The sequence below is a fragment of the Streptomyces sp. NPDC086147 genome, assembly GCF_040702165.1.
In the GTDB taxonomy this organism is placed as follows: domain Bacteria; phylum Actinomycetota; class Actinomycetes; order Streptomycetales; family Streptomycetaceae; genus Streptomyces.
Genome location: NZ_JBFBJO010000003.1, coordinates 497,272 through 515,657 on the forward strand (window position 1 = coordinate 497,272; position 18,386 = coordinate 515,657).

Consider the following 18,386-nt stretch of genomic DNA (forward strand, 5'->3'; position numbering starts at 1 on the left):
ACGGGGGCGTACGACGGCCCGTCAGCGGTCCGGTTCGGGGTCCTTCAGCCAGTTGACGAGTTCCGCCGTGAAGGCCGCCGGGTCCTCCTCGTGGGGGAAGTGCCCGAGGCCGTCGAAGAGCCGCCAGCGGTACGGCGCCTCCACGTACTCGCCCGAACCGGCCGCGCTGCGGGTCCGCATCACCGGGTCCAGGGAGCCGTGCAGATGGAGCGTCGGCACCCGCACCGGCCGCTTCATGCGCCGGTTGAACTGGATGCCGTCCGGGCGGGCGAGCGACCGCACCATCCAGCGGTACGGCTCGATCGAGCAGTGCGCCGTGGAGGGGACGAGCATCGCCCGCCGGTACACCTCGACCGCCTCCTCGTCGGCGACCGGTCGCGGTCCCGACCAGTCCCGGATCAACTCCCCGACGAGCGCCGCGTCGTCCGCGACGAGCCGGCGCTCCGGCAGCCACGGCCGCTGGAAGCCCCAGACGTGCGAGCCGGCCCGCGACTGGGAGAGGTCGGAGAGCATCGCCGAGCGCCAGCGGCGCGGGTGCGGCATCGAGGAGACCACGAGCCGGCGCACCAGCTTGGGGCGCATCACGGCCGCCGTCCAGGCCAGGTAGCCGCCCAGGTCGTGCCCGACGAGCGCCGCGTCCGGCTCGCCGAGCGAGCGGACGACGCCGGTGATGTCGAGGGCCAGATTGGCGGGGTCGTAGCCCCGGGGCGTGCGGTCGCTGCCGCCGACCCCGCGCAGGTCCATCGCGACGGCCCGGAACCCGGCCTCGGCGAGCGCGGGGAGCTGGTGGCGCCAGGTCCACCAGAACTGCGGGAAGCCGTGCAGGAGCAGCACCAGCGGCCCGTCGCCCATCTCGGCGATGTGGAAGCGGGCGCCGTTGGCGGCCACGTCCCGGTGGGCCCACGGCCCGTCGAGCCGTACGGGTCCGCCGCCGGCGGTGCTGCTCTCGGGAAGGGTCATACGGACGAGCGTGCCACAACGGTGCCCTTGTCCAGGTCAACGGAGCCCTTGACCAGGGCCTTGGGCGCCTCGGGACGCGGATGCGGCTTGACGTTCTGGACGATCGCGGCCGTCTGCTTGGCCGACGCGATGGACTTCTCCGGCGGCTTGACCTTCTTGAACTTGGAGTACGCGAGGAGGCCGAGGAGCCCCGCGAGCAGCACGTTCGCCGTGAAGGAGAGCAGGAAGCACCAGATGAGGTTCCAGCCCCCGTGGCCGTTGTGCCCGCCGGTCCAGGTGTTGATGGCGTACGCGAGGGCGAAGCTCAGCATCGGCAGCGAGAACAGCAGCACCACGCCGGCCGCGATGCCCGCCGCGCTGCCGATCGCGCCGCGCTTGACGTCCTGCCGGAGTTCGGCCTTCGCCAGGGCGATCTCGTCGTGCACCAGTGCCGACATCTCGGCGGTCGCCGAGGCGACCAGCCGGCCGAGGCTCGGCTCGCCCTTGTCGTACAGGTCGCTCATCGCTGCTCCCTCTCCTCGTCTACGGTCCGACTCAGATCATGCCGGACGGTCGGCCTCCTTGCTCGACGCCCCCGCCAGTTGGGCGCGCTGTCGGTGTTCGGCGGCCTTCCGCTCGTGGATCTCGGCCATCCGGAGGTGGTATTCCGGGCTGTTCTCCTCGTAGATGTCCGGGATGCCGTCCTCGTCCTCGTCGCGCTCCTCGTTCGCGTAGAGCGCGCTGTACTTCCGCACCCGCAGCTTCAGCAGGACGGTGGCGAGGACGGCCGCGACGAGCGAGCCCGCCAGGACGGCCGCCTTCACCTGGTCGGTGAGGGCCGGGTCCCCGGTGAAGGCGAGTTCACCGATGAGGAGCGAGACGGTGAAGCCGATCCCGGCGAGGGTGGCGAGGGCGAAGACGTCCGGCCAGTTCAGGTCGGGGTTGAGTTCGGCCCGGGTGAAGCGGGCGGTGAGCCAGGTGCCGCCGAAGATGCCGACGGCCTTGCCGACGACGAGGCCGAGGACGACGCCGAGGGTGACCGGCTGGGTGAAGACGTCCCCGAGGGACTTGCCGGAGACGGCGACACCGGCGGAGAAGAGGGCGAACAGCGGCACCGCGACACCGGCCGAGAACGGGCGGACCAGGTGCTCGATGTGCTCGCCGGGGGAGTGCTCCTCGCCCTCCCGGACGGTGCAGCGCAGCATCAGGCCCATGGCGACGCCGGCGATGGTGGCGTGGACGCCGCTGTTGTACATCAGGCCCCAGATCACCAGGGCGAGCGGCACGTACACGTACCAGCCGCGGACCTCCTTGCGGAGCAGCAGCCAGAAGACGGCGAGGCCGGCGAAGGCGCCGCCGAGCGCGGCGAAGTTCAGGTCCGAGGTGAAGAAGACCGCGATGATCAGGATGGCGAAGAGGTCGTCGACGACGGCGAGGGTGAGCAGGAAGGCGCGCAGCGCGGACGGCAGCGAGGTGCCGATCACGGCGAGGACGGCGAGCGCGAAGGCGATGTCGGTGGCGGTGGGGACGGCCCAGCCGTCGAGCGGACCGTCGCCGAGGACGTTGACCAGGGTGTAGACGAGGGCGGGCGCGGCCATGCCGCAGAGCGCGGCGACGACGGGGAGCGCGGCGGCCCTGGGGTCGCGCAGTTCGCCCGCGACGAGTTCGCGCTTGAGCTCGACGCCGGCGACGAAGAAGAAGATCGCGAGGAGGCCGTCGGCGGCCCAGTGCTCGACGGAGAGGTCGAGGCCGAGCGCGGCGGGGCCGAAGTGGAAGTCCCGCACGGACTCGTAGCTGCCGCTCAGCGGGGTGTTCGCCCAGATCAGGGCGGCGACGGCGGCGAGGAGGAGCAGCACGCCGCCGACGGTCTCGGTGCGCAGGGCGTCGGCGAGGTAGCGGCGCTCGGGCAGCGGGAGGAGACCGAGGAACTTGCGGTCGGTGGGCGCGGACATGCGGGAGACCTCCGTCGGGCGGGCAGGGCGAAGCACATGCCGACCAGACTTCCCGGCGCACCTAGGTCTTTCTGTCGCGTTTCTGACGCGACCCACACCCTACCCAAGGAGGCGGTGGGGCATCCGGCGAGAAGCAGCCTATGAAGTTTCTCCCGTTTCGTCCCCCTGGGGAGCCCCGGGGGACGTACGGGTACGCGGGAACGCCCGCCCCGGTCGGTGCCTTCCGGGGCGGGCGCCGCGTCGTACCGGCTGCGGCTCAGTCCTCGCTGGAGGCGGCCGGCAGCTGGGTCTGGATGAGCGACATGACCGAGGAGTCGGTCAGCGTGGTGACGTCGCCCAGCTCCCGGTTCTCCGCGACGTCGCGCAGCAGACGGCGCATGATCTTGCCCGAACGGGTCTTGGGCAGCTCCGCCACCGGCAGGACCCGCTTCGGCTTGGCGATCGGGCCGAGGGTCGCGCCCACGTGGTCGCGCAGCTCGGCGACGAGGCCCTCGTCCTGGCTGGCCGTGCCGCGCAGGATCACGAAGGCGACGATCGCCTGACCGGTCGTCTCGTCGGCGGCGCCGACGACGGCCGCCTCGGCGACGGCCGGGTGGGAGACGAGGGCCGACTCGACCTCGGTCGTCGAGATGTTGTGGCCCGAGACGAGCATGACGTCGTCGACCCGGCCGAGCAGCCAGATGTCGCCGTCCTCGTCCTTCTTGGCGCCGTCGCCCGCGAAGTACTTGCCCTCGAAACGGGACCAGTACGTGTCGATGTAGCGCTGGTCGTCGCCCCAGATGGTGCGGAGCATCGACGGCCACGGCTCGGTGAGGACCAGGTAGCCGCCCCCGCCGTTCGGCACCTCGTTGGCCTCGTCGTCCACGACGGTGGCGGAGATGCCCGGCAGCGGGCGCTGGGCGGAGCCCGGCTTGGTCTCGGTGACGCCCGGCAGTGGCGAGATCATCATCGCGCCGGTCTCGGTCTGCCACCAGGTGTCCACGATCGGGGTCTTGCCGGCGCCGATGTGCTCGCGGTACCAGACCCAGGCCTCGGGGTTGATCGGCTCGCCGACCGAGCCGAGGACCCGCAGGCTCGACAGGTCGAACTTCGCGGGGATGTCGTCGCCCCACTTCATGAACGTGCGGATCGCGGTCGGCGCCGTGTAGAGGATCGTGACGCCGTACTTCTGCACGATCTCCCAGAACCGGCCCTGGTGCGGGGTGTCCGGGGTGCCCTCGTACATGACCTGCGTCGCGCCGTTGGCCAGTGGGCCGTAGACGATGTACGAGTGCCCGGTGACCCAGCCGATGTCGGCGGTGCACCAGTAGACGTCGCTCTCCGGCTTGAGGTCGAAGACGGCGTGGTGGGTGTAGGCGGCCTGGGTGAGGTAGCCGCCGGAGGTGTGCAGGATGCCCTTCGGCTTCCCGGTGGTGCCCGAGGTGTAGAGGATGAAGAGCGGGTGCTCCGCGTCGAACGCCTCCGGGGTGTGCTCGGCGGACTGGCGGGCGACGATGTCGTCCCACCACACGTCGCGGCCCTCGGTGAAGGCGGTGTCCTGACCCGTACGGCGGACCACGAGGACGTGCTCGACCTGCGGACACTTGGCGACGGCCTCGTCGATGGCCGGCTTGAGGGCGCTCGGCTTGCCGCGCCGGTAGCCGCCGTCGGCGGTCACGACCAGCTTGGCGTCGGCGTCCTGGATGCGGGAGGCCACGGCGTCGGCCGAGAAGCCGCCGAAGACCACCGAGTGGGCGGCGCCGACGCGGGCGCAGGCCAGCATCGTGACGGCCGCCTCGGGGATCATCGGCAGGTAGACGGCGACCCGGTCGCCCTTGCGGACGCCCAGCTCGGTCAGCGCGTTGGCCGCCTTGGAGACCTCGTCCTTGAGCTCGGCGTAGGTGATCGCGCGGCTGTCGCCCGGCTCGCCCTCGAAGTGGATGGCGACCCGGTCGCCGTGCCCGGCCTCGACGTGCCGGTCGACGCAGTTGTACGCCACGTTCAGCTCGCCGTCCGCGAACCACTTGGCGAACGGCGGGTTCGACCAGTCCAGGGTCTCGGTCGGCTCGGTGGCCCAGGTCAGCCGCTTGGCCTGCTCGGCCCAGAAGCCCAGCCGGTCCGCCTTGGCCTGCTCGTACGCCTCCGCCGTCACATTGGCGTCCGCCGCCAGCTCGGCGGGGGGCGCGAAGCGGCGCTCCTCGCGAAGCAGATTGGCCAGGCTTTCGTTGCTCACGACATCTCCCTTTCCCAGGGCGTCCTCTGTGCGTATGTGTCCCGCGTCATACCTCATCAGTCAGATGCCCGGGTGACAAGAGCATCCGGGCAATTGGTTTAGACCTGTGGGCGGCTCGATGCGGGTGGCCCCTTCTCCCGAGCGGTGGGAGAAGGGGCCACACAGTCTCACGGACGGACGGCCCCGACGGTTCAGGGCGCGTGCGCCCCGGGGTGAGGGGTCGGGAGAGGGCGCGCGCGATCGGGATGCGCGCTCCGGGGGTGTGCGTTCGGGGCGTCCGCTCAGGGCATCTGCTCAGGGACGTCTGCTCGGGGGCGTCCGTTCAGGAGGCGTGCGCTGTCTCCCGTCGGGACGGGCGCTCGGACGTCGGTTCGGGCTCCGGGGCGGATTCCGGGCCGTCGGTCACCGGACCGGACCCGGGTTCGGGTTCGGGTTCGGCGACCGACAGGGCGGTCGGCATGACCCGGGTGAAGACGTCGTCGTAGGCGTCGTGGCCGTGCGGCTCGTCCGCGCCGTCGAGCAGGTACGCCTGCGCCTCGCCCACGTGGAAGTACATCCCGTGCAGCGTGAGGCTGCCGTCGGCGAGCCGGCGCGCCACCGGCTCGTACGCCCGCAGGTGCTCCAGCTGCTGGACGACGTTGGTCAGGCAGAGCTGCTCGACCGCGTCGGCCGGCAGGCGTCCCGCGATCCGGGCCCAGGCGTGGCGTCTGCTCGCCATCCGCTCCAGGCTGGGCCGGCCGTGCCGGAGCCAGCGGCGGAGCGGGGACGGCGGATCGTCCGGACCGGCGTTCATCAGGGCCTGCATCGCGCCGCAGCCGGAGTGGCCGCAGACGGTGATCGACTCGACCCGCAGCACCTCCACGGCGTACTCGATCGCGGCCGCCACCGAGTCGTCCCCGCTCTCCTCGCCGGGGAGCGGGACGAGGTTGCCGACGTTGCGTACGGTGAAGAGGTCGCCGGGGCCGCTCGACGTGATCATGCTGGTGACCAGGCGGGAGTCGGCGCAGGTCAGGAAGAGCTGCGAGGGGCGCTGGCCCTCCCGGGCGAGCCGGGCGAGCTCGTCCCGGACGAGCGGGGCGGTGTTCCGCTGGAACTTGCCGATGCCGCTCGCCAGCTTCAGCCCCGGCGCGGGCCGGTCCACGCCCGTCCCGTCGGCCCCGGCCGGCTCGGCCGGCGGCTCTCCGCACTGGTGGTTGTGCCAGGGGGTCCAGGGGCGGCAGCAGGAGTGCGGGGCCGCGCCGGGGGAGGGCTCGGCGATCCGGGCGCCGGAGGGTCCGGTCGTCTCGACCTTGCCGCCGTGGGCGAGGTGCCCGGCCGTCCAGTCGCTCAGCGTCTCGTACGCCGCGTGGTCCATGAAGGACCCGTCCAGATCCACCACCACGTCGGAGCCCTGCGGCAGTTGGTGCAGCGCCCGGCTCAGCCGGGGCACCGCGAGGAAGGTCAGCTGGCCCCGGACGTGCAGCAGGTGGCGTCCGTCGCGCTCCTCGTGGGTGATCCGGGTGCGGGTGAGCCGGTGCAGCGCGACCGCGACGGCCACGCCGATGCCGAGGGCCACGCCCTCCAGGATTCCGATGAGGACGACTCCGGTCAGCGTCACCGCGTAGACGACGGCCTCGCGGTGGCGGGTGACCGTACGGATGTGGGTGATGCTGACCATCTGGATGCCGACCACCATCACGAGGGCGGCGAGGGCGGGCAGCGGGATCAGGTCGAGCACGGGCACGAGCAGCAGGGCCGCGAGCACGATCCACAGGCCGTGCAGCATGGTGGAGGCGCGACTCACCGCGCCCGCAGAGACGTTGGCGACGCTGCGGACCGCGACCCCGGCGACCGGCAGGCCGCCGAGCGCGCCGGAGACCACGTTCGCCATGCCCTGGCCGGCGAGTTCGCGGTCGAGGGCGGTGCGCGGGATGCCCAGGCCGTGGTCCGGGCGGGCGGCGACGAGCTTGTCGACCGCGACGGCGGAGAGCAGCGACTGCACGCTGGTGACGAGGGTGATCGTGAGCACGCCGGCGGCGATGCCGAGGACGGGGCCCTCGGGCAGTCCTGGCAGGGCGTGGCTGCTCCAGGACGGCAGGTCGACGCGGGGCACGGCGAGCCCGGCGAGCACCGCCACCGCCGTCGCGCCCGCCACCGCGACGAGCGCGGCCGGGGCCTTGCGCAGGAGTCTCCCGGCGCGGCCCGGCAGGCGCGGCCAGCAGAGCAGGGCGGCCACGGTGAGCGCGCTGATGGCGAACGCGGCCGGCTGGACGTGCGCCAACTGGGCGGGCAGGCCGAGCGCGTTGTCCACGGCGGAACTCTGGGGGGTGCCGCCGAGCACGATGTGCAGTTGGGCGAGGGCGATGGTGACGCCGATGCCGCCCAGCATGCCGTGCACGATCGCGGGCGAGACGGCGAGCGCGGAGCGGGCCACGCGCAGGGCGGACAGGCCGAGTTGGGCGAGGCCGGCGAGGACGGTGATGGCGCAGGTGGTGCGCCAGCCGTAGAGCCGGATGAGCTCGGCGGTCACGACGGTGAGGCCGGCGGCGGGGCCGCTCACCTGGAGCGGGGAGCCGCCGAAGCGGCCGGCGACGAGGCCGCCGACGGCGGCGGCGACCAGTCCGGCCTGGAGCGGGGCTCCAGTGGCGAGCGCGATGCCGAGCGAGAGCGGCAGCGCGATCAGGAAGACGGCGATCGACGCGGACACGTCGACGCCGGCGACGCGGAAGCGGCGTGGCCCCTCCGGAGGGCTGTGCGGCCGCTGGACGCGGGGTCGGGTGGTCGTGCGGTCAGGGGTGCAGAGGGTCATGTTCCCGTCTCCTCCGGGGCGGCGCGGTCGCGGCTCGTGCGGGACGAACGTGGGGCTCGCGGCCGTGGGTCACGGCGTACAGCGGCGGGATGTGCGCTAGGGGTCTCTCGACGCGAGACCCTTCGAAGAAATCATCAACGCTCGGTAAATGGATCGTAATGGAGAGTAAAGACTCTGGCAGTACTTTCCGGGCAAATGGTGCAGTGGTTCACCTGTTCTGGTGATGAACACGCATTTATCAGCTTGTCGCTTCATCTCATCTGTGGTTGTGGTGCGACGTTGACGCCGCTCGCACGGAACCGAGGAGAGGTGGGCGGATGACTGCCGCCGGGAGAAGGACCACTGTCCAGAGGAGAGCGCTCGCCGCGGGCGCGCTCACCGTCGCCCTGATCACCGGCGTCGCCGGCTGTTCGGGCTTCGACGGGGACGCCACGAAGGGCACGCCGGGCGGTGGCCCGGGCGCCAAGAAGGGCCCGGCCGCGGCCCCGCAGACGGTGCCCCGGCTGATCGGCGACGGCTCGACCGCCTTCACCGGCGTCCAGCCGAAGCAGCCCGCCTGGCAGCGCCTCAAGCCGGGGGAGACCCCGCCGCAGTTCGTGGTCTTCTCGTGGGACGGCGCGGGCGAGGACAGCCAGAAGCTGTTCTCCCACTTCCGCCAGGTGGGCAAGAAGTACGACGCCACCATGACGTACTTCCTCAGCGGCGTGTACCTGCTGCCCGAGGAGAAGCGGAACCTCTACGAGCCGCCCCAGCACAGCGCCGGCCGCTCCGACATCGGCTTCAACGACACCGAGGGCATCCGCGCCACCGTCCGCGAACTCCGCGGGGCCTGGCAGGACGGCAACGAGATCGGCACCCACTTCAACGGGCACTTCTGCGGCCCCGACGGCGGCGTCGGCACCTGGTCCGTCGAGGAGTGGAAGAGCGAGATCAACCAGGCCAAGTCCTTCGTCAAGACCTGGAAGACGAACGCGGGGCTGCGCACCGAGCAGCCGCTGCCCTTCGACTACGACAAGGAACTCGTCGGCGCCCGCACCCCCTGCCTGGAGGGCCGGAAGAACTTCGTCCAGGCGGCGGCGCAGATGGGCTTCCGCTACGACACCAGCGGCGTCAACGACCAGATCTGGCCCAAGAAGGACCTGGGCCTCTGGGACCTGTCGCTGCAGCTCGTGCCCGTCCCCGGCCGCGCCTTCCAGACGCTGTCCATGGACTACAACTTCCTGGTCAACCAGTCCCCCGGCACCACCCAGGGCGACCCCGCCCAGCACCGGTACTGGGGCGACCAGATGCGGGACGGCCTGGTGCAGGCCTTCGAGCGCTCCTACCGGGGCAACCGCGCGCCGCTGATCATCGGCAACCACTTCGAGTCCTGGAACGGCGGCACGTACATGCGGGCCATCGAGGAGACCATCGCCACCGTCTGCGTGCAGAAGGACGTCAAGTGCGTCTCCTTCCGCCAGCTCGCCGACTGGCTCGACGCCCAGGACCCCGACGTCGTCGCCAAGATGCGCACCCTGAAGGTCGGCGAGGCCCCGGCGACCGGCTGGAAGGACTTCCTCTCCTCGCCGGCCGCCGCGAAGCCGGCGGGCGCCAAGCCGGTGGGCGCCGACGCTCCCGCGGCGGGCTGATTCCGCGGTGGGCCGATCCCGCGGCGGGCCGGACGGCCCGCCCGGGGATCCGGCGGGAGCCGCCGGCCGCTACACCGCCAGCGGCTCGCCGAGCACGAAACCGGGGTCGACCTGCGCCGCCAGGTCCGCCCCGGTCTTGGCGTTGCCCCAGCTCTCCGCGTTCCGCAGGTGGAAGTGGACCATCTGCCGCGTGTACCGCTCCCAGTCGCGGTGGGCGTACGAGTCGTCCGCCGCGTCCTGGAGGGCCTGGAGCGACATGCGGTTCTCCGCCTCCAGGAGCTCGAAGCGGGACGGGCGGCCCTTCTCCATGGCGCGGACCCAGTCCGAGTGGCCCACCGTCACGAGCAGGTCCTCCCCGACCTCCTCGCGCAGGAAGTCGAGGTCGTCCGGACCCTGCACCTTGTTGCCGACGACCTTGAGCGCGACCCCGAAGTCCCGCGCGTACTCCTTGTACTGGCGGTAGACCGAGACCCCCTTGCGGGTCGGCTCCGCGACCAGGAAGGTCATGTCGAAGCGGGTGAAGAGGCCGGAGGCGAAGGAGTCCGAGCCGGCCGTCATGTCGACGACCACGTACTCGTCGGGGCCGTCGACCAGGTGGTTGAGGCAGAGCTCCACCGCACCGACCTTCGAGTGGTAGCAGGCGACCCCGAGGTCCGACTCCGTGAAGGGGCCGGTGGCCATCAGCCGGACCTCGCCGTCGTCGAGCCGGACCGGGCGCGCGCACGCCTCGTACACCGGATTGTCCTCGCGGACCCGCAGCAGCCGGGAGCCCTCCCCGGGCGGTGTCGTCTTGATCATGGTGTCGGCGGAGGCGATCCGCGGGTTGGTGCCCCGCAGGTACTCCTTGATGAGCGGCAGGTGCGAGCCCATCGCGGGCAGCTCGGCGGCCTCCGTCTCGGACAGGCCGAGGGCGGCGCCCAGGTGCTGGTTGATGTCCGCGTCGACGGCGACGACCGGAGCTTCGTTGGCGGCGAGGTGGCGGATGAAGAGCGAGGACAGCGTGGTCTTGCCGCTGCCGCCCTTCCCGACGAAAGCGATCTTCATGTTCACCTAGGGTAGCCGCACGATCGCCTTGCGTGGCCGGGTTGCGTGAAGAAGACCACTCCATCGTGGGGCGGGGCCGCCGGGCGCGTAGCCTCCCTACCTATGAGTACGCACGCCTCTGACCCCCTGGCCGCGCTCGGCTCCCTGCCGGGCGTCGCCGACGCGGTGGACTCCGTACGCAAGGCCGTCGACCGGGTCTACGGCCACCGCGTGATGCGCCGCCGCAGCAACGAGATCTCCTCCGAGGCGGCCCTGCGCGGCGCGCGCGGTTCGGCCGCCCTGTCCGGCGCCGACTGGGCCCTGGAAGAGGTCCGCCGGCGCACCGACTTCAGCACCGACCCCGAGGCCCGCACGGTCGGCGCCGCCCTGCGCCTGGGCGCCGAGGCCGGACAGCTCCTCTCCATCTGGCGCCAGTCGCCGCTGCGCGTGCTCGCCCGCCTCCACCTGGTCGCCGCGGGCGACCCGGAGGATTCGGTCGGGCGGCCCCGGCTGGACGGCGAGCGGGTCGACGAGCCGCTGATCGAGGGCCCGGCGCCGACGCCCGCCGAGGTCGCCGGACGGCTCGACGGCCTCGCGGAACTGATCGTCGCGGGCAGCGGGGCCCCGGCGCTCGTGACGGCCGCCGTGGTGCACGGCGAACTGCTCGCGCTGCGCGCCTTCACCTCGTACAACGGACTGGTCGCGCGGGCGGCCGAGCGGATCGCGCTCGTCGGCAGCGGTCTCGACCCCAAGGCGGTCTGCCCGGCCGAGGTCGGCCACGCGGAGCAGGGCCGGGCCGCGTACCTCGCCGCGTTCGAGGGCTATCTGTCGGGGACCCCGGAGGGCGTGGGCGGCTGGATCGCGCACTGCGGGCGCTCGGTCGAACTGGGGGTCCGGGAGTCGACGGCCGTCTGCGAGGCGCTCCAGCGCGGCGCGGCCTGAGGGCCGGGGCGGAGACGCTCCGGCTCCGGGGCCTGAAAAGGGTTGCGGCGGTACCTGTTCGGTACCGCCGCTGGCACGTCCACCCAGTTACCAAGCGTCCTCGATATGTGCCCATCAGGCCGGGAACTTTGCCCGTGGCCTGGTGCGGCTGGCCCGTAATCGACGGGTCGACGTCGCGTGGGTACCTGGCTTTCGTGCTAGGTCCGTGGGGCCTTCATGCTCAACAGGTGATCCTCTCGGATGTCCCAGGTCTCGCGGGCCTGATTCCTTTCTACTCCTCTTGGGGTGGAAGCGAAAGTGCTGGTTCCACTTCTTGGGGTTTCACTCAAATTCGGGCAAAGTCGACGGCGGTCCGAGGGGCGGTGAGAGCCGCCTGCCGACGCCGGGCGGCGTACCAGACGATCCCGGCCCCGACGGCGGCCGCGCCCACGGCCGCCGCGGCGACGAGCGCGGGCCGGGGCGGCATCCGGAACTCGGGCAGCCGCTGCTTGAGACGGACCGGCTTCTCGAAGGAGAGGACGGGCCACTCCCGGGCGACGGCCTCGCGGCGCAGCGTCCGGTCGGGGTTGACCGCGTGCGGGTGGCCGACGGCCTCCAGCATGGGGATGTCGGTCGCCGAGTCGCTGTACGCGTAGCAGCGCGAGAGGTCGTAGCCCTCCGACTTCGCGAGCTCCCGGACGGCCTCGGCCTTCGTCGGCCCGTAGGCGTAGTACTCCACCTCCCCGGTGAAGCAGCCGTCCTCGCCGACCACCATCCGGGTGGCGACGACCCGGTCGGCCCCGAGCATCTCGCCGATCGGCTCGACCACCTCGGCACCGGAGGTCGAGACGATGACGACGTCCCGGCCGGCGGCGTGGTGGGCCTCGATGAGGGAGGCGGCTTCGTCGTAGATGATCGGGTCGATCAGGTCGTGAAGGGTCTCGGCGACGAGCTCCTTCACCTGGGCGACGTTCCAGCCTTTGCAGAGCGCGGAAAGGTATTCGCGCATCCGCTCCATCTGGTCGTGATCGGCCCCGCCCACCATGAAGACGAACTGGATGTAGGCCGTCCGCAGGGCGGCACGGCGGCTGATCAGCCCGCCCCGGTAGAAGGACTTGCTGAAGGTCAGCGTCGAGGACTTCGCAATGACCGTCTTGTCCAGGTCAAAGAAGGCGGCTGTGCGCGGCAAGGAGTGGTTTTCCACGAGCCCGAGCATAGGTGCCCGCCATTCGGCGTACGCTGGGGCGCGTGGGTTTGCCTGAGAAGCCTCTCGGGTACACCATGGAAGTCACGGATCGTTCGCGACCGTGCTACCCCGGTCCGGCTCCTCCCCCCCCGAGTCGGCCGGAGAGACGACCCCCGCTCTCCCCCCCGGCGGGGGTCGTCGCATGTCCGGAGCCGTTTCGGGTCTGAGTGACATCGCCCGCTCCCCCCTCTTCGCCCCTCGGCCACCGGCCGGACATCGGACTGTCGTGCTCTTGATTGCTCACTCAGAGTAACCGCTGGGATGCGCTCCGGGCAGTCTCCGGAGGGGTGGCCCGGTTATTCACAGGCTCGCCCTTATCCACAGTTTTTCGGTGGGATCCCCACGATTTCCCGGGCGGCCCCACGGTGATTCCTGTCGCGAAGTTCGCGACGGCGGGAATCACGAGAGGGGTGCGCCGTGGAAGCATCCAGGACTTCCGGGACCGGGAGCACGGTCCGGGGCACGTTGCCGGGAGGAGCCGGGGCGCGGGACGCCGGCCCTGGGGGAGTGGGACCGCGAGGAGGCGGTCGGCGGGGAGCCGGTTCGCGAGGAGTCGGTTCGAAGGAAGCCGGTTCGAAGGGACCCGGTCCGGGGCGGGTGGAGATTTCCGGCTCGGAGGCGCGGGACGTGGACGAGGTGCGGCGGGCCGGGCCTCTGATCGTCACCGAGGACCTCGGGCTGCTCGACGACCTCCTTCGGCTGTGCGCGGCGGCCGGGGTCGACCCCGAGGTGCACCACCGGGTGCCCGAGCGGCGGGCGAGCTGGACGGACCCGCCACTCGTCCTGGTCGGCGACGACGTCGCCGCCCGCTGCCGGGGAGCGGTGCGCCGGCCGGGGACCGTCCTCGTCGGGCGCGACCGGGACGATCCGGAGGTGTGGCGGCTCGCCGTGGAGATCGGCGCGGAGTGCGTGCTGCGGCTCCCGGACGCCGAGGGCCTCCTCGTGGACCGCATCGCCGACGCGGCCGAGGGGGTGGACCGGCAGGCGCTGACCGTCGGCGTCGTCGGCGGGCGCGGGGGCGCGGGGGCCTCCACCCTGGCCTGCGGACTCGCCCTCGCCGCCGCCAGGACCGGGCGGCGCACCCTCCTCGTCGACGGCGACCCGCTGGGCGGCGGGCTCGACGTGCTGCTCGGCGGCGAGCGCGAGGAGGGCAGGCGGTGGCCCGACTTCGCCGCCTCGAAGGGCCGCCTGGCGGGCGGCGCCCTGGAGGAGTCCCTGCCGTCGGTGCGGGGGGTCCGGGTGCTCAGCTGGGGCAGGGAGCCCGCGCCGCCGGTGCCGCCCGAGGCCGTGCGGTCCGTGCTCGCCGCCGCCCGCCGCCGGGGCGGGGTCGTCGTGGTCGACCTGCCGCGCGGGGGCGACCGGCCGACCGCCGAGGCCCTGGCCCAGCTCGACCTCGGACTACTCGTCGTGCCCGGGGAGTTGAGGGCCGTCGCGGCGGCCCACCGGGTGGCCTCGGCCCTAGGGGCCGCCGTGCGCGACCTGCGGGCCGTGGTGCGCGGGCCGTACGCGACGGGGCTCGACGAGCGGTGGGTCGCCGACGCGCTGCGGCTGCCGCTCGTCGGTGAACTGCCCTACGACCCGGGGATCGTGGCCGACCAGGACGCGGGGCTCCCACCGGGCGCCGAGCCCCGGGGGCCGCTCGGCCGGTTCTGCGCCGCCTTCTGGGAGCGCGCGCTCACGCCCGGCGGTGCGGCGTGACCGGGGCCTGGGACGGAGGCGGCGGCACGGGCCTGCTCGACGCCGTGCGGCAGCGGCTCGCGGCCAGCGGGGCCGAGCCCACCCCGGCCAGGGTCGCGGCGGCGCTGCGGGCCCAGGGACGGCTGCTCGGCGACGCGGAGGTGCTCGGGGCGGCCGAGGAGCTGCGGTGCGAACTGATCGGCACCGGCCCCCTCGAACCCCTGCTCGCCGACCCGGCGGTCACCGACGTCCTGGTCTCCGCCCCCGACCGGGTGTGGGTGGACCGGGGCACCGGACTCGAACGGGCGCCGGTGTCCTTCCCCGACGCCGCCGCCGTCCGCAGGCTCGCACAGCGGCTCGCGGCCGTCGCCGGACGCAGGCTCGACGACGCCCGCCCCTGGGTGGACGCCCGGCTCCCCGACGGCACCCGCATGCACGCGGTGCTGCCGCCGGTGGCGGTCGGCTCGACCTGCCTCTCGCTGCGGGTGGTGCGCCCGCGCGCCTTCTCCCTGGACGAGCTGGCCGAGGCGGGCACGGTGCCGCCCGGCGGCGCCCCGGTCCTGCGGGCCCTGATCGACGCCCGGGTCTCGTACCTCGTCAGCGGCGGCACGGGCACGGGCAAGACCACGCTCCTCGCCTCCCTGCTCGGCCTGGTGGGGGAGCGGGAACGGATCGTGCTCGCCGAGGACTCGGCGGAGCTGCGGCCCGACCACCCGCACGTGGTGCGCCTGGAGGCGAGGCCCGCCAACCAGGAGGGCGCCGGGCTCGTCACCCTGCGGGACCTGGTCCGGCAGGCGCTGCGGATGCGGCCCGACCGGCTGGTGGTCGGCGAGGTGCGCGGCGGGGAGGCCGTGGACCTCCTCGCGGCCCTCAACACGGGCCACGAAGGGGGCTGCGGAACGGTGCACGCCAACACGGCGGCGGACGTACCGGCCCGGCTCGAAGCCCTGGGGACGGCGGCCGGGCTCGACCGGGCCGCCCTGCACAGCCAGTTGGGCGCCGGGCTCTCCGTCGTGCTGCACCTCGTGCGGGACCGGGGCGGGCGGCGGCGGATCGCCGAGGTCCACGTCCTGGAGCGCGACCGGGAGGGGCTGGTGCGGACGGTTCCCGCGCTGCGGTGGGGCGCGTCCGGGTTCGAACGGGAGCGGGGCTGGGAGCGGTTGAGGACGCTGATCGGAGGAGGAACGTGGTGACGGCGGATCCGGAAGCGGTACGGGACGCGGCGCGGGGCGTGGCGGCGCTCTGCGCGGGGCTCGCCCTGTGGTGGGCGGTCGAGCGGCGGCGCGGGGCCGGCCGGGCGCGGGCCGTGCTCGCGGGCGGCCCGCCCGAGGGATCCGGCGCCGGTGCGTGGGCGGTGGTGGTCGAGCGCGGGCGGGCCCTGCTGCGGGGACGGCGCGCGTGGCTGTGCCTGCCGGTGGCGGGGGCCGTCGCGCTGCTCGGGGAGTCGCCGCTGCCGCTGGTGGCGGGGGCGCTCGCGGTGCCCCTGGTCCGGCGGCGGCTGCGGGCCGCCGGGCGGCGGAAGGAGGAGGAGACGCGGGCCGAGCGGGTCGCGGCCCTGTGCGGGGCGGTCGTCGGGGAGCTGCGGGCCGGCTGGCAGCCCGCGCAGGCGCTGTCCTTCGCCGCCCGGGAGACCGGCGCCCTGGGCGGCGAGGAAGCGCGGGTGCTCGCGGCGGCCCGGTTCGGCGGGGACGTGCCGGAGGCCCTGCGGAGGGCGTCCCGGCAGGACGGCGCCGACGGCCTCGCGGGCATGGCGGCCTGCTGGCAGGTGGCCGTCGACGGGGGAGCGGGCCTGGCCGCCGGACTGGACCGGCTGGAGGCCTCCCTGCGGGGCCACCACGAGCAGCGGGAGCGGCTGCGGGCCGAACTGGCCGGGGCCTGGGCCACGGTCACCGTCCTCGCGCTGCTCCCGGCGGCGGGACTCGCCCTCGGCACGGCCCTCGGAGCCGACCCGTTACGGGTGCTGCTCCACACCCCGGCCGGCCTGGGCTGCCTGGCCGTCGGCGGGGCCCTGGAGGCGGCCGGCCTCTGGTGGGCCGCGCGGATCGTACGAGGAGGGGAGCGGGCGTGATGCCGCTGGACGTTCTTCAGACGGGGGCGCTCCTGACGGCGGCGGTGTGCCTGTGCGCGCAAGGCGTCCGCGAGGTGCTGCGCGAGCTGTGGGCGCGCCGGACGCGGAGGCGGGCGCGGAACCTCCTCGGGACGCCCGCCGCGACACCCCGGAAGGCCCGGTCGGGGCTGCCGCCGTGGGTGGGGCTCTGGGCGGTGCCGGCCGTGGCGGTCGGCCTCGGCTGGGTACTCCTCGGCGGGATCGCCGGCCTGGGCGCGGGAGTCCTGGTGGCCTGCTGGGTGCGAGGGCGGATCCCCGGCCGCCGGGCGCCGTCCTACCCGGACGGCGACGAGGAGGAAGCGGTACGGCATCTGCCGCTCGCGGCCGACCTGTTGGCGGCCTGTGCCGCCTCGGGAGCCGGGCCCGGAGAGGCGGCGGAGGCGGTGGGCCGGTCGCTGGGCGGCCCGCTCGGCGAGCGCCTGACCCGTACGGCGGCCGAACTGCGCCTCGGCGGCGAACCGGCCGAGGTGTGGCGGAGGTTCGGCGCCATACCGGGCGCCGCCGGGCTCGCCCGCTGCCTGGAGCGGTCCGGTTCCTCGGGAGCGCCCTCGGCGGAGGCCGTGGCCCGGTACGCGACGGCCCTGCGAGCGGCCCGTGCCCGTACGGCGGCGGCCGGGGCACGCCGGGCCCAGGTCCTGATCAGCGCACCCGTGGGGCTCTGCTTCCTGCCGGCCTTCCTGGCGGTGGGCGTGGCCCCGGTGGTGATCGGCCTCGCGACGGGCCTGCTGCACGCGTGAGAACGCCGACGAGACACGTACAGCGAGGCACGTACAGCGAGGCACGCACGACGAGACACGTACGACGCGAGACACAGCGCGACAAGGCACGACACGACCAGACACGTCATGCCGGGACACGGCATGACGGAACACGACGAGGAGAACGACATGGCGGTTACGGCGGCAGTGGTGGCGGCGACGCTCAAGGAGCGGGTCGGCGGATGGTGGCGGGCGCGGCGGGAGGCCGCGCGTCGCGACGAGGGGATGAGCACGTCCGAGTACGCGGTGGGGACGATCGCGGCGGCGGCGTTCGCCGCAGTGCTCTACAAGGTCTTGACCAGCGGGACGGTCTCGGGAGCGCTGGAGTCGATGATCGGGAAGGCGCTCGATGCGTCGTTCTGACATGCGTCGTTCTGGGACGCGTCGTTCCGACCGGGGCTTCGCGACCGTGGAGGCGGCGATGGTCCTGCCCGTCCTGGCGCTGTTCGCGATGACCCTGCTCTGGGCGCTGGTCGCGGCCGCCGCGCAGATCCGGTGCGTGGACGCGGCGCGGGCGGGGGCGCGGGCGGCGGCCCGTTCGGAGCCGGTGGCCGCCGCGGAGGCTGCCGCGAGGACCGCGGCGCCCGAGGGCGCCCGGGTGTCGGTGACGCGCTCGGGCGAGCTGTGGCGGGTGACGGTGGAGGCGGCGGCCCCCGGCCCCCGCAGCCTGGGCCTCACCCTGCGGGCGGACGCGGCGGCCCTCGCGGAGGACACCGAGTTCCTCGGGGAGGGCGCCGGGGTTCCCGCGGAGGGTGCGACGGACGGGGACCTGGGGCTCGGGGACCCGCCATGACGGCCGGGCGTCGCCGCCCCGGCCGCCGGGGGGACCGGGGCGACCGGGGCGACCGGGGTGTGGCGACCGTGTGGACGGCGTTCGCGGCCTGTGCGCTGTGCGTGGTGTTCGGGGTGGTGCTCGCCCTCGGCCAGGCGGTGGCGGCCCGGCACCGAGCCGGCGGGGCCGCCGACCTGGCCGTCCTCGCCGCCGCCGACCGGGCCCTGTGGGGCGAGGCCGAGGCGTGCGCCGCCGCATCCCGGGTGGCCGGCGCGCAGGGCGCCGAGCTGGTGCGGTGCGCGGTGCGGGGCGATCTGGCCGAGGTGGCCGCGCGGGTGGTGCGGGGCCCGTACCGGCCGGAGG

At 73.7% G+C, this 18,386-nt stretch carries 15 protein-coding genes and 1 pseudogene; 9 read left to right on the forward strand and 7 right to left on the reverse strand.

Features of this window, described 5'->3' with window-relative positions:
• Window positions 1–21: 21 nt before the first annotated feature.
• From AB0398_RS10440 to AB0398_RS10460, 5 genes are all read right to left on the reverse strand, one after another.
• The gene (locus tag AB0398_RS10440; protein WP_366373584.1) at window positions 22–960 is read right to left on the reverse strand and encodes an alpha/beta hydrolase; all 939 of its coding nucleotides are present in this window, start codon (window positions 958–960) and stop codon (window positions 22–24) included.
• On the reverse strand, window positions 957–1,463 hold the full coding sequence (locus AB0398_RS10445; protein ID WP_366373586.1) for a phage holin family protein: 507 nt from the start codon (window positions 1,461–1,463) through the stop codon (window positions 957–959). The genes AB0398_RS10440 and AB0398_RS10445 overlap by 4 nt, the downstream gene beginning before the upstream one ends.
• A 36-nt stretch (window positions 1,464–1,499) precedes the next feature.
• Entirely contained in the window at window positions 1,500–2,891 is a 1,392-nt protein-coding gene (gene nhaA / locus AB0398_RS10450; protein WP_366373588.1) for a Na+/H+ antiporter NhaA, read from the reverse strand.
• Window positions 2,892–3,147: 256 nt separating this feature from the next.
• Window positions 3,148–5,103 (reverse strand): acetate--CoA ligase, encoded by a 1,956-nt coding sequence (gene acs / locus AB0398_RS10455; protein WP_366373590.1) that lies wholly within the window; start codon window positions 5,101–5,103, stop codon window positions 3,148–3,150.
• 322 nt (window positions 5,104–5,425) lie between these two features.
• Window positions 5,426–7,891 carry a SulP family inorganic anion transporter gene (locus AB0398_RS10460; RefSeq protein WP_366373592.1) on the reverse strand — a complete coding sequence of 822 codons (2,466 nt, stop codon included), beginning with the start codon at window positions 7,889–7,891 and terminating at the stop codon, window positions 5,426–5,428.
• A gap of 317 nt (window positions 7,892–8,208) precedes the next feature.
• On the opposite strand from AB0398_RS10460, the gene AB0398_RS10465 reads away from it, so the two are divergent.
• On the forward strand, window positions 8,209–9,519 hold the full coding sequence (locus tag AB0398_RS10465) for a hypothetical protein (RefSeq protein ID WP_366373594.1): 1,311 nt from the start codon (window positions 8,209–8,211) through the stop codon (window positions 9,517–9,519).
• A 69-nt stretch (window positions 9,520–9,588) separates the two neighbouring features.
• Here AB0398_RS10465 and AB0398_RS10470 read toward each other — a convergent pair whose 3' ends face one another.
• On the reverse strand, window positions 9,589–10,563 hold the full coding sequence (locus AB0398_RS10470) for an ATP-binding protein (RefSeq protein WP_366373596.1): 975 nt from the start codon (window positions 10,561–10,563) through the stop codon (window positions 9,589–9,591).
• 102 nt (window positions 10,564–10,665) lie between these two features.
• On the opposite strand from AB0398_RS10470, the gene AB0398_RS10475 reads away from it, so the two are divergent.
• Window positions 10,666–11,484, forward strand: a complete 819-nt coding sequence (locus tag AB0398_RS10475; RefSeq protein ID WP_366373598.1) for an oxidoreductase — start codon at window positions 10,666–10,668, stop codon at window positions 11,482–11,484.
• Window positions 11,485–11,809: 325 nt separating this feature from the next.
• Here AB0398_RS10475 and AB0398_RS10480 read toward each other — a convergent pair whose 3' ends face one another.
• Window positions 11,810–12,679, reverse strand: coding sequence for an HAD-IB family hydrolase (locus AB0398_RS10480; protein WP_366373600.1), 870 nt, complete (start codon window positions 12,677–12,679; stop codon window positions 11,810–11,812).
• Window positions 12,680–13,306: 627 nt separating this feature from the next.
• Between AB0398_RS10480 and ssd the strand changes: the two genes are divergently transcribed.
• The 7 genes and pseudogenes from ssd to AB0398_RS10515 all read left to right on the forward strand — a co-directional run.
• Complete coding sequence (gene ssd / locus AB0398_RS10485; protein ID WP_366373602.1) at window positions 13,307–14,407, forward strand: septum site-determining protein Ssd; 1,101 nt, start codon at window positions 13,307–13,309, stop codon at window positions 14,405–14,407.
• Window positions 14,404–15,579 carry a TadA family conjugal transfer-associated ATPase gene (locus AB0398_RS10490; protein WP_366373604.1) on the forward strand — a complete coding sequence of 392 codons (1,176 nt, stop codon included), beginning with the start codon at window positions 14,404–14,406 and terminating at the stop codon, window positions 15,577–15,579. Before ssd ends, AB0398_RS10490 begins: the two co-directional genes overlap by 4 nt.
• Window positions 15,576–16,454 (forward strand): type II secretion system F family protein, encoded by an 879-nt coding sequence (locus tag AB0398_RS10495; protein ID WP_366373606.1) that lies wholly within the window; start codon window positions 15,576–15,578, stop codon window positions 16,452–16,454. Before AB0398_RS10490 ends, AB0398_RS10495 begins: the two co-directional genes overlap by 4 nt.
• Window positions 16,454–17,230, forward strand: a complete 777-nt coding sequence (locus AB0398_RS10500) for a type II secretion system F family protein (RefSeq protein ID WP_366373608.1) — start codon at window positions 16,454–16,456, stop codon at window positions 17,228–17,230. The genes AB0398_RS10495 and AB0398_RS10500 overlap by 1 nt, the downstream gene beginning before the upstream one ends.
• A 150-nt stretch (window positions 17,231–17,380) precedes the next feature.
• Window positions 17,381–17,614, forward strand: a complete 234-nt coding sequence (locus AB0398_RS10505) for a DUF4244 domain-containing protein (protein ID WP_366373737.1) — start codon at window positions 17,381–17,383, stop codon at window positions 17,612–17,614.
• 1 nt (window position 17,615) lies between these two features.
• On the forward strand, window positions 17,616–18,044 hold the full coding sequence (locus AB0398_RS10510; RefSeq protein ID WP_366373610.1) for a TadE family type IV pilus minor pilin: 429 nt from the start codon (window positions 17,616–17,618) through the stop codon (window positions 18,042–18,044).
• Window positions 18,041–18,346: pseudogene (locus AB0398_RS10515) on the forward strand (Rv3654c family TadE-like protein); the annotation flags it as partial. The gene AB0398_RS10510 and the pseudogene AB0398_RS10515, both read left to right, overlap by 4 nt.
• Window positions 18,347–18,386 lie beyond the last annotated feature (40 nt).